This is a genomic window from Caballeronia sp. LZ001 (assembly GCF_031450875.1).
GTDB lineage: Bacteria > Pseudomonadota > Gammaproteobacteria > Burkholderiales > Burkholderiaceae > Caballeronia.
This window is the reverse complement of sequence record NZ_JARTVX010000004.1, coordinates 1,384,204-1,398,415: the sequence shown is the minus strand read 5'-3', so window position 1 is coordinate 1,398,415 and position 14,212 is coordinate 1,384,204. Positions and strand designations below refer to the sequence as shown.

The window sequence follows — 14,212 nt, the reverse complement described above, 5'->3', positions numbered from 1 at the left end:
AAAACACATGGCAGAAGACAGCGTGCGACTGGCAGAGTTCGACGCGTCGTTTTCATTGTCGCGACCGCGCGTTTTGCCGACACTGATACTCATCGAAACGCAATGCAACGCAATGTCTCACGCCACGGAGGCGAGTGCAATGGACACATCAGCAAACACCCGCGTCGATATCGAACGCGGCGCGCATGCCGACTTGCAGGAGTATCTGCTCGATGAAGCGCTGGCCGAAACTTTTCCGGCAAGCGATCCCATCTCGCCGAGCCACATCAGCTGAACAACCTTCAAGGAGTAATTGAAATGAACGAAATCATCGCTGGCATTCGCATTCCCGACAGCAAGATGGCGCGCGAAGCCACGCAACTCGTGCGCGATACGGAACCCGACTTGCTCTATCACCACTCGCGCCGCGTGTTCCTGTTCGGTGCGCTCGCGGGCGAACGCAAGCAACTGAAGTATGACGCGGAACTCTTGTATATCGGCGCGATGTTCCATGACATGGGACTCGTCGATGCCTACAGCAGCGCGCACGACCGCTTCGAAGTGGATGGCGCGAATGCGGCGCGCGACTTCCTGCTCGGCTACGGCATCGGCGAAGGCGAGATCGAACAAGTATGGGATGCCATCGCGCTGCACACGACGCCGGGCATTCCGCAGTACAAGAAGCCGGTCGTCGCGCTCGTGACGGCAGGCGTCGAGATGGACGTGCTCGGGCTTGCTTACGACGAATTCACGGCGGATCAGCGCCGGCTCGTGGTGGCGGCACATCCGCGGGAAGCGAACTTCAAGGAAGGCATCATCGATGCGTTCGCGCAAGGCACCATCAAAAAGCCCGAAACGACGTTTGGCAACGTGAAGGCCGACGTGCTCGCGCTGAAGGACCCGAGCTACAAGCGGCTGAACTTCTGCAGCATCATCCTCGGCTCGGCATGGAGCGATGGTTCTCACGATCATTCGACCTGCCGTAATCCGGCGCATCAGCACGCGTGACGTGAACGCATCAGCGGCAGATGCGATACGGGCCCATGTCGACGTGAAAGTGTGTCTTGTGGAGCGCGTTGTAATCGGGGCCGAGGGTCGTGTCGAACGACTGGCATGCGCCTTCGTGGACGCGTCGCAGGAAGCTCGCTTCGGGCGATGCAGAATCGTCCCAGCGCGCGAGCGTGATGCGCTTGCCGTCGGCGAGCACGAAACCCGTGAGGTCGATGGCATTGGCGCTTGCATGCTGACTGAGCGCGCCGTCTTGCCGATGATTCACGTTGCGGCACGCGTAGCTGCCAACATGCTCGATGCGCGTCACGCGTTCGCCGAAGAGTTCGACGGCGGCGCTCTGCAGGTATCGATGCTCGAGGAACGCCATCGAGAGCGCGAGCGGACACGTGGCGAGATACGGCGAGCTGTAGCGAACTTCGGCGGATTGCGTCACGCGCACCACGTCCTTGAGTCCGCAGCCGCCGGGGGCCGATGAATCCGCCATCGGCCGATAGTCGAGCCAAGATTGTTCGAGCGCGGCCCGGCACATGTCGGCATCGTGCAGCGTGCGCCAACGTCGGAACGTGGTGAAGAAGTCGGGTGGCGCGCGAACATCGAGCGGCGTGAAAGGATCGTATTGCGCGGGTACGCTAATGCGGCGCGCATAGACCGCATAGCCCAGGCCGAGCGCCGCGACGCACGCCACCAGCAGCAGCCACGCGACGAATCGACCGATCAAGACGCGCGCCCTGGTCGAAGCGGATCGACGCGCAACCGTCAGCTCCCTTCCGCCGCGCGCGTGCCGCCTGACTGCACGCGCTGCGCGAGCTTCGCGTCGTAACTCGAATGAACGTGCACGCGCTTCTTGTCGGGGTAAGCGTACGAGTAAGCCTTGCGCAATGCGAGCGATGCCTCGTGAAAGCCCGACAAGATGAGCTTCTGCTTGTTCGGATAGTTGGCGATATCTCCGACCGCGAAAATGCCCGGCCGCGACGACTCGTAATACGAGGTATCGACTTCGATACGTCCGCCGCGCACATCCAGGTTCCATTGGGCGATAGGCCCGAGATCCGCCACCAGGCCATACAGCGCGACGAGCTTGTCGGCGGCGAGATCGGTGGTGCCGTCAACGTGCTTGATACGCACGCCGCGCAAGGTGTTGCCGGGCGCGTCGAGCGAATCGATCATGCCGACGACGAACGCCATCTCGCCCGCCTCCACGGCGCGCTTCATTGCCGCCACGGATGCCGCCGCCGCCGAAAACCCGTTACGCCGATGCACCAGCGTGAGCTTCTTCGCGACGCCGCGCAAAGCCAGCGCCCAGTCGAGCGCGGAATCGCCGCCGCCCGCGACGATGACCTCGCGGTCCGCGAAATCTGCCAGACGCGCGACGCTGTAGTGCACGCCGTTGTCTTCGAGCGCGTCCGCTTGCGGCACTTGCAGGCGCTGCGGCACGAACGCGCCATTGCCCGCGGCGATCAGAATGGCGGCGGCATCGAAACGCATGCCCTGCTCGGTCTCGACAGTCCAGCGATGATCCTCGCGTTGCGCCACCGATATCACGCGCTGATCGAGGTGGATCGGCACGTCGAACGGACGAATCTGTTCGAGCAGACGATCCACGAGTTCGCGCGCGGTGCACGACGGAACGGCGGGAATGTCGTAGATCGGCTTGTCGGGATAAAGTTCGATGCATTGCCCGCCGATGCGCCCGAGCGTGTCGACAATCTGGCACGAAAGGCCGAGCACGCCGGCTTCGAAGGCGGCGAAAAGCCCGACGGGGCCTGCGCCGACGATGAGGACGTCGGTGGTGTGGATGGCGTGATCGTTCATTGCGGGGTCCGGTGCCTGCTGCGCAAAACGCAGCATTGAACGGACCACGATACAGAAACCGAACCAGCGCGGCAACGAAACCCCTGCTTTCCGAACGGCGATAGCGTGCAGTTGCAGCCGCTCAATGCCCGTCCAGCTCCCGCGCATAATAAGCCGCCGCGGCTTCGATCTCGTCCGGCGTCATGTTGCGCGCCACGTTGCGCATGACTTCGTTGATATCGTTGGTGCGCGTGCCATTGGCAAAAGCGGTCAACTGCGCCTTCGTATAAGCGGCCGGCAAGCCGTCGAGCCACGGGCTGCCCGCCTTGCTGTCGATACCGCCGTGACACGTCGCGCAGGGCGCGATGTTGCGCATCGGCGCACCGTGGGAAACGATCGAAGGCGCGAGCGACGCGCTCACCTTGCGCTGCGCGGGCGGCCTCGGCAAGCTCGCGTAGTAAGCGGCAAGATCGCGCATGTCTTGATCGGAGAGATTCACGGCCATCGGCGACATCACCGCGTTATTGCGCGCGCCCTTCTGAAAATCGATCAACTGTTTGTAGATCACCGACGCATACTGGCCCGCGAGATTCGGCGAATTGGCCTCGCTCATGCCGCGCTCGCCGTGACACATCGTGCAGCGCAGAGCCAGCGTCGCGCCGCGTCCAACCGCGCTCGCGTTGACGTTCACGAGCAACTGCGGCGTGACTTCGACACCCGTGAGCGTGACGGTCGGCTCGACGGTCTTTCCGCCCTCGCCCGCGTACCAGCTGCGCGGCACGCCCGCCGCGCTGCAGATGGCGTTCCAGACGCCCGTGAACGGCTCGTCGCGATGCACCGAAGGCAGCCACACGAAGCCGATCAGCGCCGACACCACCGCGATGCCGATCATCCCCAGCACGCTCGTCGCGAACCAGCGGTTCCTGAAGGTGAAGAGGCGTTCGTCGCTCATCGCTGCGCTCCGATGGGAACCGCGGGCACGGCGGTATCCGGCCGCGAGAGAAGCTGCGCGATGGGATAACCGTAGTTGACGAGCGTGAGGCCGATCATCAGCACGAGCCACAGCGCGAAGCTGTTCAACGCCACCGGTATGCTGCGCGGCTCATGCAACGCGCGGCTGAAGCGGAATTCCTCGACCGTCACGCGCGGCGCGCGATGCGCCTGTATGAGCACGATGAAGAACAGCACCGCCGAGACCACGAGAATGAACCCGCCGATCACCGAGACGATCACGGACACGGCCTGCGCCGCGATAGCAGGGTCCGTGTAATCGTAGAAGGCCATGCGTCGCGGCATGCCGAGCACGCCGACGTAATGCCACGGGAACGTCAGCACGATCATGCCGACGAACCACAGCCACAACTGCCAGCGCATCAGCTTCAGGTTTTGCAGCGCGCGGCCGGTGAGATGCGGCCACAGATCGTAGGCGATCGCGAAGTACATGATGACGATGGCGCCCGCGAAGATCAGATGAAAATGCCCCGTCACCCATTGCGTGTTGTGCACGGTCGAGTCGAGCTGATAACTCATGTTGATGAGCCCGCCTGCGCCGCCGAAGCCGAGCATCACGAAGGAGAAGGCGACGGCGAGCATCATGGGATTGGACCAGGGCAGCGCCTTGATCCACCCGAGCGCGCCCTTGCCGCCGCGTAACCGCGCCGCGATCTCCACCGACGCGCAGATGGTGAACACGGTCAAGAGCGTCGGCACCGCGACCAGCGCCGTGAACACCGAATGCATGAACTTGAAGCCCGAGCCGACTTGCGGATCGGCGAACAGATGGTGAATGCCGATGGGCATCGACACCACGAGAAACAGAATGAAGGAGATGCGCGCCATCGCATCGCTGTAAAGACGCCCGCCGATGGCGCGCGGAATGATCGTGTAATACGCGATATATGCCGGCATCAGCCAGAAATAGACGATAGCGTGCAGCGTCCACGAGAAGAACACGCGCGCAAGTCCCGCGTCGATGGTGTGCTTGAGGCCGAGCGCCACCGGCAGAATCATGAACAGCACTTCGATGGCCGCGCCCACCGCCGTCCAGCCCCACAAATAAGCGCCCGCGACGGTCGCGAACATGGCGAGCGGCACCGGCTTGCCGCGATTGTCGCGCTTCCACGCCGCGAGGTTCACCGACATCAGCGCGACCCAGATCCACGAGCCGACGACCACCAGCACCACGCCGATGTAATAGAACGCGTTGCCGATCATCGGCGGATAGAAGGTGTAGAGCACCGACGCAAGACCCATGGCGACAGGCGCCATCGCGGTGACGGAGCCTATGGCGACGAGCCAGAAGCCGAGCCACGCCCAACGCTTTCCGACGAGCGGGCGCTTCAGCGCCAGTTCGCTTACCGCATAGCCGAAGCCCATGGCGATCAGGGTCGGAAACACGTAGCCCATGGCCGAGCCGTGCGCCGTCACCGAGCGGTAGTACAGCTCCGGATTCTGTAGCCACGGATGCAGCGGACTGCGCACCAGCATCTGCCACGCGCCGAGCAAAAGCGCGACACCGAAGGCGATGAACGCCAGCCAGAAATGCGCGAGGACGAGGCGCTTGCTATTTAACACAGGACACTCTCCGCGAATTGGCCGGCAATTGCACGGCCATCTGCATGAACTCGGCGCGATCCACCACTTTCACATGCGCCCACATGTTCTGATGCCCGGTGCCGCAGTATTCGTGGCATGGCATCAGGTGCTCGCCGGGTTGGTTGAAGGTCGTCTTGAAGGTCGAGACGTAACCGGGTTCGAGCATCGAATTGATGTTGGTGTTCTCGATCAGAAAGCCATGCACCACGTCCGAACTCGTCGCGCGGAACGTAACCGGCACGCCTGCGGGCACCACGAGACATTGCGGCGTGAACGAATACTGCTGCGCGACGATCCGCACCGTCACCGAGCCATCCGCCTCGGGCGCGCTGCCGAGATTGCTTTCGATGAATTCGCCCGATACATGCAGCGATTCAGGGCGCACGGTCTCGACGCGCGAAGGCGGCATCATTGCCCAGTGGATGCCGGTGTAGACCACCATCGCGACGAGCACGACGACGATCGCCATGACAAGCATTGCCCAGCGTTTTTCGACGCGCTCGGCGACTTCATGCGAACCGGGGGAAATGGCCATTTATCTGCCGCCTCGACGAATCACGATCACTGAATCACCCCGCGCGGCAAGAACACGGCGAAGTAAAAGACGAACCACAGTCCGATGACGATCGCGGTGGAGATACCCGCGAGCGCGAGCGCGCCGGCGGGGCCGCTCTTGACTATTTCATCGAGCCGCGCGTCTTCGTTCGGGTCTTCGTTCATGTGTCGTCGATCCTCAATAAAGCGGCGCGGAGCGCAGCTCGTTGACTTCCTTCACCGTCACCGGCGCGCCGCGATTGCCCCACGCCGTGCGGATATACGTGACGACCGCCGCGACCTCCACGTCGGACAGCGACTGCGCGAACGGCGGCATGCCGTACGGACGCGGATTCTTGAACGTGCCGGGCGGATAGCCGCCGTTCAGCACCATGCGGATAGGGTTCACGGCCGAGTTCATGACGATGGACTGATTGTTCGCGAGCGGCGGAAAATCGGGCGGCTTGCCCTGGCCCTGGGCCGCGTGACATTCGGCGCATTGGGCGTCATAAATCTTCTTGCCGAGCGGCGAGAGATTCGTGCGCTGTTCGACCACGGCCTGGGTCGGCGGCTCGGACTTGTCGCCGGAGCGCGCGGGCAACGCCTTGAGATAGACGGCCATCGCGCGCACGTCGTCTTCGGAAAGATATTGCAGGCTGTCGTAGACCACTTCGGCCATCGGTCCATACACCGCGCCGCGATGCGAGACGCCCGCGTGCAGCAAGCCCACGATTTCGTCGATACTCCAGTCGCCCAAGCCCGCTTCCTTGTTCGACGTAAGCGAGGGCGCGTACCAGTTCTGAATCGGGATCAGGCCGCCTTCGAATGCCTTCGACGCGACATTGCCGCCGAGCGCGTTGATCGCGGTATGGCACATCGAGCAATGCCCGAGTCCTTCGACGAGATACGCGCCGCGATTCCATTCCACCGATTGCTTTGGGTCCGGCCGATATTCGGCCTCCCTGAAAAAGAGCGAGCGCCAGCCGATCAGCAGTTCGCGCCGGTTGAACGGAAAGCGCAGTTCATGCGGCCGGTTCGGCTGATGCACGGGCGGCGTGGACATGAGAAACGCATAAATGGCGTCGGAGTCGGCGCGCGTGACCTTGGTGTAGGACGTGAACGGCATGGCCGGATAGAGCAGCGAGCCGTCCTTCGAGCGGCCGGTGTGCATCATTCGGTAGAACTCGTCGGCGGTCCAGTTGCCGAGTCCGGTCTCCTTGTCCGACGAAATGTTCGGCGTGAAGAGCGTGCCGAACGGCGTATCCATGGGACGGCCGCCGCCAAAGGTCTTGCCAGCGGGCAACGTATGGCACGCGATGCAATCGCCCGCGCGCGCGAGGTATTCGCCGCGCTGGACCGTGGCGGCATCGGCACTCTTCGTCTGTGCAGACGCGTTGCCCGCCGATACGAAGCAGGCCGCAAAGAACACCGCCAAGGCAAGCGTCCCAAGTTGTCGGAATCGAAGCACGTCGGTTCCTCGGTTAGTTATGGACGCTGCCGCAAGCGAGCGGCATCTTGAGGCTTCCGGCCGCGACCGGCGACACATCGGGCGGCGCGGGCAACGACGCGAGGAACGCGGCGATGGCGGTGATATCGCGCTCGCTCAACTGCTGCGCGACGTGGCGCATGCAGTCGGGCGCGATGGTCGTGCGCGTGCCGTAGCGCCATGCCCCGAGTTGCGCGCTGATGTAGTCGGCGTGCAAGCCGAGCAAGCCGGGAATGGCGGGCTCCATGCCGGTCATCGCGCCGCCGTGGCAACTCACGCATGCGGGCACGTTGCGCGCGGAATCGCCCTTCGTGACGAGCGCCTTGCCGTAATCGAGCGTCTTCGTATCGGCCGTGACGGCGCTCGGCGGCGGGAATGGCGGACGCTCGCCCGCGAAGTAATCGGCGATCTGCCTGAGATACGCATCCGGTAGATACGCGAGCAGATAGTTCATCGGCGGATACTTGCGGCGCCCGTCCCGAAACGCGAGTAACTGGTTGTACAGATAGCCTGCGGGCTTGCCCGAAAGACGCGGGAAGTAGTCGTTGCCGGTGCCTTCGCCCTGCGCGCCGTGACAGGCGGCGCAGCCCATGACGCGGGCCTGCATGGTGTCCGGGGCGCGCTCGAGCGCCGGCTCCGCCGCGAATGCGCCCATGCTCGCGAATGCCAATAGCGTGGACAACAGGAGTGCGGTGCGCTTAGTCACGTATCCCACGTTTCCCACGTATCCCCCGTTTCGAGTTGCCGTGTTCGATCAGCCGGACGTGCACGTCAATGCGGTCGCCGGCGCTTGTTGTTCAGTGCAATGCAATGCTCGTACTGCTGATGATTGTCGGGTGGTTGTATCGGTGGATCGTCGTTTTTGCACTTCTGATCTTAGAAGAGCCCAACCGTTTTTCCCAGCCTGCAGATTGTCTCAATCCGCGCGTTTGCTGCGTGCGGAACGAGTGATCGTTGTTTGCGCCAGATCAATGAACCGCATTATTTTGAGATGCGTAACCACGCCATGCCGTCTTGCCTAGCCTCACCAATAAACGCTTTGCGCGTCCGCGTGAAGATTTTCGAGAAAAATATTTGCGCGCTTACTTGAGCCCGAGGCGGCGCGCGAGACGATTCAGATTTGCCCGGTCGACGCCAAGCTCACGCGCCGTCGATGCCCAGTTCTGCCCGTTACGCGCGAGCGCATCGAGGACGATCGTGCGTTCGTAGGCGGTGACGGCTTCGCGGAAATCGACGCCGGCGGCAGGCGTCGGCGGCGCGCCCGGTGACGCGGTGCGCGTGGTGTCGGCGAGACCGAAGTCGGCGGCGGTAAGCGTCAGGATGCGCGGACGTTCGCGCACGCCCGCGAGCGCCTTCAATGCGCTGCGCGCGATCAGATGCTCGAGTTCGCGGACATTTCCCGGCCAGTCGTAAGCGAGCAGCGCGGCTTGCGCATCGGCGGAAAGGCGCAGGCTCAGAAGGCCGAGGCGCGCGCGGTTCTCCTCCAGAAAGAAGCCCGCGAGCAACAGGACGTCGCGTCCGCGCTCACGCAACGGCGGCACGACGAGCGGATAAACCGACAACCGATGATAAAAATCCGCGCGAAACCGTCCCGCCCGGACTTCCTCGACGAGATCGCGATTGGTCGCGGCGATGAGCCGCACATCGACCTTATGCTCGCTGTCCGACCCAATGCGCTGCAACTGCCCGTTCTGCAGCACGCGCAAGAGCTTGGCCTGCACGGCGAGCGGCAGTTCGCCGACTTCATCGAGAAAAAGCGTGCCGCCGTCGGCCAGTTCGAACTGCCGCGCCGGTCCGACGACGCGCCCGAGAACGCACCGCGCACGTGCCCGAAGAGTTCGCTTTCGACGAGCGTATCCGGCAGCGCCGCGCAATTGAGGCTCACGAGCGGCTTGTCGGCCCGCGACGAGAGCGCATGAATCTCGCTCGCGACGAGTTCCTTGCCGACGCCCGTTTCACCGGTAATGAGCACGGTCAGCTCGCTCGTAGCGACGATCGCGATGTCTTCCAGCAAGCGCTTGTGCGGCTCGCTATTGCCGATCATCTCGCGGCGACGCGTCCCGTTCGCCTGCCGATACGACTCCGCGCGCTGCCGTTCGGCTTCGCCCGTGCGCGCGAGCGTATCGATGCGTTCGGCCACACTCACGGTCGCCGCCGCGAGACTGAGAAACGCCTGAAGCGAAGCCATGTCGATGTCGTCGAAGCGCGCGGGATCGAGTGCGTCGAGTGTGAGCAAACCCCAAGGCCGTTCGTCGATGAAAAGCGTGCAGCCGAGGCAATCGTGTACTTCGAGATGACCGTCCACGCCCTTGACCAGGCCGTCGTAAGGATCGGGCAGATCGGAGTTGGCGGCGAAGCGCGTCGGTTCGCTGCGCGCGAGGATGCGGGCAAAACGCGGATGATCGCCGACGCGGAAGCGCCTGCCGAGCGTATCGCCAGACAATCCGTCGATCGCGAGCGGCACGAGCATGTCGCCATCGAGTCGCAGGAGCGCGGCGGCGTCGCCCGGAAAAAGCGCGCGCAGCGTACGCAAAAGGCGACGATAGCGCTCGGTGTCCGGCATCTCGTGCGAGAGGTCTTCGATCAGCGGAACGAGCGCGTCGAGCAATACACGCGAAGTCATTGCGACTACTTCAGCAGTCTTTCTGACTAGAGTCGAATCGACCATGTGCGAAGGTAAGCAATTGATTTAACGATAATTCTACTCTGGCACGGAACCTGTATTGCAAATTGCGAGACGAAGCGCTCCCTGCTTCGCCCTGGAACGAGGACTCCGACCATGCTGTCACCCGAACACCGCGCCATCGTCAAAGCCACCGTGCCGCTTCTGGAAAGCGGCGGCGAGGCGCTCACCACGCACTTCTACAAAATGCTCATCGACGAGAATCCCGAAGTGCGTCCGATGTTCAACCAGGCGCATCAGGCGAGCGGCGCGCAGCAGCGTGCCCTTGCCAACGGCGTCTTGATGTACGCGCGGCACATCGACCAACTGGAACAGCTCGGCGGACTCGTCGGGCAGATCATCAATAAGCACGTCGCGCTCGATATCCGCCCGGAACATTATCCGGTCGTGGGACGCTGCCTGCTCAGGTCGATCCGCGAAGTGCTCGGCGAGCAAATCGCCACCGATGCCGTGATCGAGGCATGGTCCGCCGCGTATCGGCAACTCGCGGATCTTTTGATCGGTTTGGAAGAAGGCATGTACAGCGAACGCGAGAAGGCGCCGGGCGGCTGGCGCGGCACGCGGCGATTCGTGGTCACGCGCAAGGTCGCGGAGAGCGAGGAGATCGTGTCGTTCTATCTCGTGCCCGAAGATGGCGGCGCCCTGCTCGACTTTCATCCAGGTCAATACATCGGGCTGCGCGTTTATATCGATGGCGAAGAAATGCGCCGCAACTACTCGCTGTCCGCCGCGCCGAATGGTCGCGAGTACCGCATTAGCGTGAAGCGCGAAGCGAACGGCCGCGTGTCCGGCTTTCTGCATGCGAACGTACGTGAGAACGATGTCATCGAGCTTTATCCGCCCGCTGGCGACTTCAGGCTCGAACATAACGAGAAGCCGCTCGTGCTGATCAGCGGTGGCGTCGGGATCACGCCGACGCTTGCCATGCTGCAGGCCGCGCTCGTCGCCAATCCGAATCGACCGGTGCACTTCATTCATTCGGCGCGCCACGGCGGCGTGCACGCGTTTCGCGAGGTGGTGGATCAACTGGCGGCACAGCATCCGCAATTGAAGCGTTTCTACTGCTATGAACAGCAGCGCGATGGCGACCAGGAAGCGCACGGCACTGGTTTCGTCGATGAAACGCTGCTTGCGCGATGGCTGCCCGTGACTCGCGACGTCGATGCCTATTTTCTCGGGCCGAAGCCCTTCATGAAGGCGGTGAAAAAGCATCTGAAGACGCTCGGCGTGCCGGATGCGCAGAGCCGCTACGAGTTTTTCGGACCGGCTTCCGCGCTGGATTGAGCGCTGTCATCGAGCCCGCGACTGATCGTCTCGGGCTTTTTTTCACCGGTTACTGGTCACCTGAAATTACCAAAAATCGGCCATTTCATAAAACCAATCCGGCGACTAATCTACATCTGTCGCGTCACTCATGACGCTCTTTCAAACCCTAAGCGAAGAGGAAATCATCATGGAATCACGTCTCGACTTCTACAAAGCCAGCCCCGCCGCGATCAAGGCGCTCGTTGGTGTCGAAGAGCGCATCGCTAAATGCGGACTCGAGAAATCGCTGACCGAGCTGGTGCGCTTGCGCGCATCGCAGATCAACGGCTGCGCGTTTTGCGTCGACATGCACACCACCGACGCGCGCAAGGGCGGCGAAACGGATCGCCGGCTGGCGACGGTCGTCGTCTGGCGCGAAACGCCGTTCTTCACCGACCGCGAACGTGCCGCGCTGGAATGGACCGAGGCGCTCACGCTCGTGTCCGAGGATCACGTACCCGATGCCGTCTGGACCGCCGTGAAGCCGCATTTCAGCGACGAGGAAATCGTCGACCTGACGCTTCTCATCGCCGCGATCAATAGCTGGAACCGCTTTTCGATCGCGTTCCGCAAGATTCCCGCGTGAGGTGAGAGCCATGAACCTTCGCAAGATCATGATGTTGACGGCGGCGCTGGCGTTGAGCGCGTCCAGGGTGTTCGCGCACGATGCAGCCGCGGAAGTCATCACGCCCGTGATGAAGCAGGCGATTCCCGAGATCGCGGGCAAGAACGTGCTGATGGCGACTGTCTCGTATAAGCCGGGGCAGGCATCCGAGGCGCATATGCACCCTGGCTCGATCTTCGCGTATGTGCTGGAAGGTCATGTCACGTCACAACTCGAAGGGTCGTCCGCGAAGACCTACGGGCCGGGCGAATCGTGGTACGAGCCACCCGGCGCGCATCACCTCGTATCGAAGAATGCGAGCGCGACCAAGCCGGCGAAGCTGCTGGTCTTTGCGGTGGCAGGCGACGGCGATCCGGTCAAGCTGCCGATTCCGCATTGAGCGATGTCCTGGCGGTTAAGCGTGATTCATTCGGCATTCACGCTTTGTGACAAACGTGCCTAGCCATTGAGCGACAATCGCGGCGCCACGTTTATTTCGTTTCGACATCATGAAGCAGGTTCGTACTTTTCTTGCCGCCGCCGCGGTTTTCGCAGTCTTATCCGCGCTTGGCGGATGCGGCATTCTGGGATGCGCCGGCTTCGCCACCAATGGCATTGGCTTCGGCATGTGCAACATGGGCATGCGGTTCTAGCGTCGGCGCGGGTGCGCCGACTTGGCGCTTCATTCGCTTCTTTGAGAGGCGCCCGAAGCCGTCGCCGCCATGCTGATGCACCATGCGATAAAGCACCAACGAGACGAGACGGGCGACGCCTAACGCCACCCGCCCGCGCCTTGCGCTCTACTCCTTCACCGGCGAATACCCCATCTCCAACCCCGCCGCGCGCGCATGCTTCTGCGAATGGGCATTGCGCATCGGCTTGAGTACGAAGAGCGCGAGCAGCGCGGATATTGCCGCCATGCCCGCCGCCAGCATGAAGACCGCGTGCCAGCTTCCCGTCATCGATGTGATCACGCTCGAGAACGGCACCAGCAACGCAGCCGTTCCCTTCGCCGTGTACAGCAATCCGGCATTGGTGGCCGCGAACTTCGGGCCGAAGGTATCGCCGCACGTCGCGGGAAAGAGGCTGTAGATTTCCCCCCACGCGAAGAACACGATGCCCGTCAGCACCACGAACGCCACCGGACTCTGCCCGTATCGCGATAACGCGACAATGCCCACCGCTTCGATCGCAAAGGCGATGAACATGGTGTTCTCGCGTCCGATACGGTCCGATACCCAACCGAAAAACGGTCGCGTCAAGCCATTGAGCACGCGGTCGATGGTCAGCGCAAAAGTCAGCGCCGGCAACGTCAGGCCAAGCAGCGACACGGGCGAATCGTGCAACCCGAAATCCTTCGCGATTGGCCCGAGTTGCGCGGTCGCCATCAATCCGCCGGCGGCCATCATCACGAACATGATGTACATTACCCAGAAGATCGGCGAACTCAACACCTGCTTCGGGCTCGCGTTGTAGACGGCGCGCTTCAACTTGCTCTTGACCGCGGCGAGCATCTGCGCGGGCGGCGCGTAAAGCGCCATGCCGAGCAGGAACACCACGAGTCCCTGACCGAGTCCGAACCATAGGAACGTGGCTTCGTATCCGCTTGACTTGATCATGTGCGCAATCGGCACGACAGTCGCGGCCGACCCCATGCCGAAGCCCGCCGCCGTGATGCCCGCCGCGAGGCCGCGTCGCTCGGGGAACCACTTGAGCGCGTTACCGACGCATGTTCCATACACCGCGCCCGCGCCGATGCCGCCCACCGCCGCCGCGAAGTACAAGAGCGGCAGTGACGACGCCACCGAGTTGATCGCCCAGGCAATCGCGCACAGCAAGCCGCCGCACACGACGACAGGACGCGGACCGTATTTGTCGACGAGATACCCCTCCACGGGCACGAGCCACGTCTCGGTAACCACGAAGATAGTGAACGCGACCTGAATCGACGCGCGGCCCCAGTGATACTTCTCGTCGATCGGATTGACGAAGAGCGTCCACCCGTACTGCATGTTGGCGATCATCGCCATGCAAATCACGCCGAACACCAACTGCACCCACGGCGACGCCAGGCGCGACGTCTCCTTCTCGCGATCCATCCGGTCGGTTCCCATGCATGTCTCCTTGCCTTGTGTAATCGGACGCCGAGCGGCGCCTCCTGCGATGACGCTTCGACCGCCATCGCATATACACAGTATTTGATATATCAAGTAAGTCAAGCGAA

14 protein-coding genes and 1 pseudogene are annotated in these 14,212 nt (G+C 62.7%); 5 read left to right on the top strand and 10 right to left on the bottom strand.

Features of this window, described 5'->3' with window-relative positions:
• The first annotated feature begins 139 nt into the window (after positions 1–139).
• The gene (locus P9292_RS17165) at positions 140–274 is read left to right on the top strand and encodes a hypothetical protein (RefSeq protein WP_309960272.1); all 135 of its coding nucleotides are present in this window, start codon (positions 140–142) and stop codon (positions 272–274) included.
• Positions 275–297: 23 nt separating this feature from the next.
• Positions 298–987, top strand: coding sequence for an HD domain-containing protein (locus P9292_RS17160; RefSeq protein ID WP_309960270.1), 690 nt, complete (start codon positions 298–300; stop codon positions 985–987).
• Between the two features lie 10 nt (positions 988–997).
• On the opposite strand, the gene P9292_RS17155 is transcribed toward P9292_RS17160, so the two are convergent.
• From P9292_RS17155 to norR, 9 genes and pseudogenes are all read right to left on the bottom strand, one after another.
• Positions 998–1,708, bottom strand: coding sequence for an extensin family protein (locus P9292_RS17155; RefSeq protein ID WP_309960268.1), 711 nt, complete (start codon positions 1,706–1,708; stop codon positions 998–1,000).
• Between the two features lie 38 nt (positions 1,709–1,746).
• The gene (locus P9292_RS17150; RefSeq protein WP_309960266.1) at positions 1,747–2,802 is read right to left on the bottom strand and encodes an NAD(P)/FAD-dependent oxidoreductase; all 1,056 of its coding nucleotides are present in this window, start codon (positions 2,800–2,802) and stop codon (positions 1,747–1,749) included.
• Between the two features lie 121 nt (positions 2,803–2,923).
• Positions 2,924–3,733: a c-type cytochrome gene (locus P9292_RS17145; protein ID WP_250467147.1), complete on the bottom strand. Its 810-nt coding sequence runs from the start codon at positions 3,731–3,733 to the stop codon at positions 2,924–2,926.
• Positions 3,730–5,355, bottom strand: a complete 1,626-nt coding sequence (locus tag P9292_RS17140) for a b(o/a)3-type cytochrome-c oxidase subunit 1 (RefSeq protein WP_244829598.1) — start codon at positions 5,353–5,355, stop codon at positions 3,730–3,732. The genes P9292_RS17145 and P9292_RS17140 overlap by 4 nt, the downstream gene beginning before the upstream one ends.
• Complete coding sequence (locus P9292_RS17135; protein WP_309960264.1) at positions 5,345–5,911, bottom strand: cupredoxin domain-containing protein; 567 nt, start codon at positions 5,909–5,911, stop codon at positions 5,345–5,347. The genes P9292_RS17140 and P9292_RS17135 overlap by 11 nt, the downstream gene beginning before the upstream one ends.
• A 26-nt stretch (positions 5,912–5,937) precedes the next feature.
• A complete protein-coding gene (locus P9292_RS17130) occupies positions 5,938–6,096 on the bottom strand; it encodes a hypothetical protein (protein ID WP_250493447.1) in 159 nt (52 codons plus the stop codon).
• Between the two features lie 13 nt (positions 6,097–6,109).
• Positions 6,110–7,378, bottom strand: a complete 1,269-nt coding sequence (locus tag P9292_RS17125) for a cytochrome c (RefSeq protein ID WP_309960262.1) — start codon at positions 7,376–7,378, stop codon at positions 6,110–6,112.
• 13 nt (positions 7,379–7,391) lie between these two features.
• Entirely contained in the window at positions 7,392–8,051 is a 660-nt protein-coding gene (locus P9292_RS17120) for a c-type cytochrome (protein WP_244829697.1), read from the bottom strand.
• Positions 8,052–8,478: 427 nt separating this feature from the next.
• Positions 8,479–10,019 (bottom strand): annotated as a pseudogene (gene norR / locus P9292_RS17115) (nitric oxide reductase transcriptional regulator NorR).
• Positions 10,020–10,175: 156 nt separating this feature from the next.
• Between norR and hmpA the strand changes: the two are divergent.
• From hmpA to P9292_RS17100, 3 genes are all read left to right on the top strand, one after another.
• Complete coding sequence (hmpA, locus tag P9292_RS17110) at positions 10,176–11,363, top strand: NO-inducible flavohemoprotein (protein ID WP_309960260.1); 1,188 nt, start codon at positions 10,176–10,178, stop codon at positions 11,361–11,363.
• A 169-nt stretch (positions 11,364–11,532) separates the two neighbouring features.
• Positions 11,533–11,970 carry a carboxymuconolactone decarboxylase family protein gene (locus P9292_RS17105; protein ID WP_309960258.1) on the top strand — a complete coding sequence of 146 codons (438 nt, stop codon included), beginning with the start codon at positions 11,533–11,535 and terminating at the stop codon, positions 11,968–11,970.
• A 10-nt stretch (positions 11,971–11,980) separates the two neighbouring features.
• The gene (locus P9292_RS17100) at positions 11,981–12,388 is read left to right on the top strand and encodes a cupin domain-containing protein (RefSeq protein ID WP_250510087.1); all 408 of its coding nucleotides are present in this window, start codon (positions 11,981–11,983) and stop codon (positions 12,386–12,388) included.
• A 400-nt stretch (positions 12,389–12,788) separates the two neighbouring features.
• On the opposite strand, the gene oxlT is transcribed toward P9292_RS17100, so the two are convergent.
• Positions 12,789–14,102, bottom strand: a complete 1,314-nt coding sequence (gene oxlT, locus P9292_RS17095) for an oxalate/formate MFS antiporter (protein ID WP_309960255.1) — start codon at positions 14,100–14,102, stop codon at positions 12,789–12,791.
• Between the last annotated feature and the right edge of the window lie 110 nt (positions 14,103–14,212).

Bases quoted from the DNA above. Each gene is read 5' to 3' on its own strand.
- P9292_RS17150 (WP_309960266.1), bottom strand. From the start codon at position 2,802: ATGAACGATCACGCCATCCACACCACCGACGTCCTCATCGTCGGCGCA.
- P9292_RS17130 (WP_250493447.1), bottom strand. From the start codon at position 6,096: ATGAACGAAGACCCGAACGAAGACGCGCGGCTCGATGAAATAGTCAAG.
- P9292_RS17120 (WP_244829697.1), bottom strand. From the start codon at position 8,051: ATGGGCGCATTCGCGGCGGAGCCGGCGCTCGAGCGCGCCCCGGACACC.
- P9292_RS17105 (WP_309960258.1), top strand. From the start codon at position 11,533: ATGGAATCACGTCTCGACTTCTACAAAGCCAGCCCCGCCGCGATCAAG.
- P9292_RS17135 (WP_309960264.1), bottom strand. From the start codon at position 5,911: ATGGCCATTTCCCCCGGTTCGCATGAAGTCGCCGAGCGCGTCGAAAAA.
- P9292_RS17100 (WP_250510087.1), top strand. From the start codon at position 11,981: ATGAACCTTCGCAAGATCATGATGTTGACGGCGGCGCTGGCGTTGAGC.
- hmpA (WP_309960260.1), top strand. From the start codon at position 10,176: ATGCTGTCACCCGAACACCGCGCCATCGTCAAAGCCACCGTGCCGCTT.
- P9292_RS17160 (WP_309960270.1), top strand. From the start codon at position 298: ATGAACGAAATCATCGCTGGCATTCGCATTCCCGACAGCAAGATGGCG.
- oxlT (WP_309960255.1), bottom strand. From the start codon at position 14,102: ATGGGAACCGACCGGATGGATCGCGAGAAGGAGACGTCGCGCCTGGCG.
- P9292_RS17145 (WP_250467147.1), bottom strand. From the start codon at position 3,733: ATGAGCGACGAACGCCTCTTCACCTTCAGGAACCGCTGGTTCGCGACG.
- P9292_RS17165 (WP_309960272.1), top strand. From the start codon at position 140: ATGGACACATCAGCAAACACCCGCGTCGATATCGAACGCGGCGCGCAT.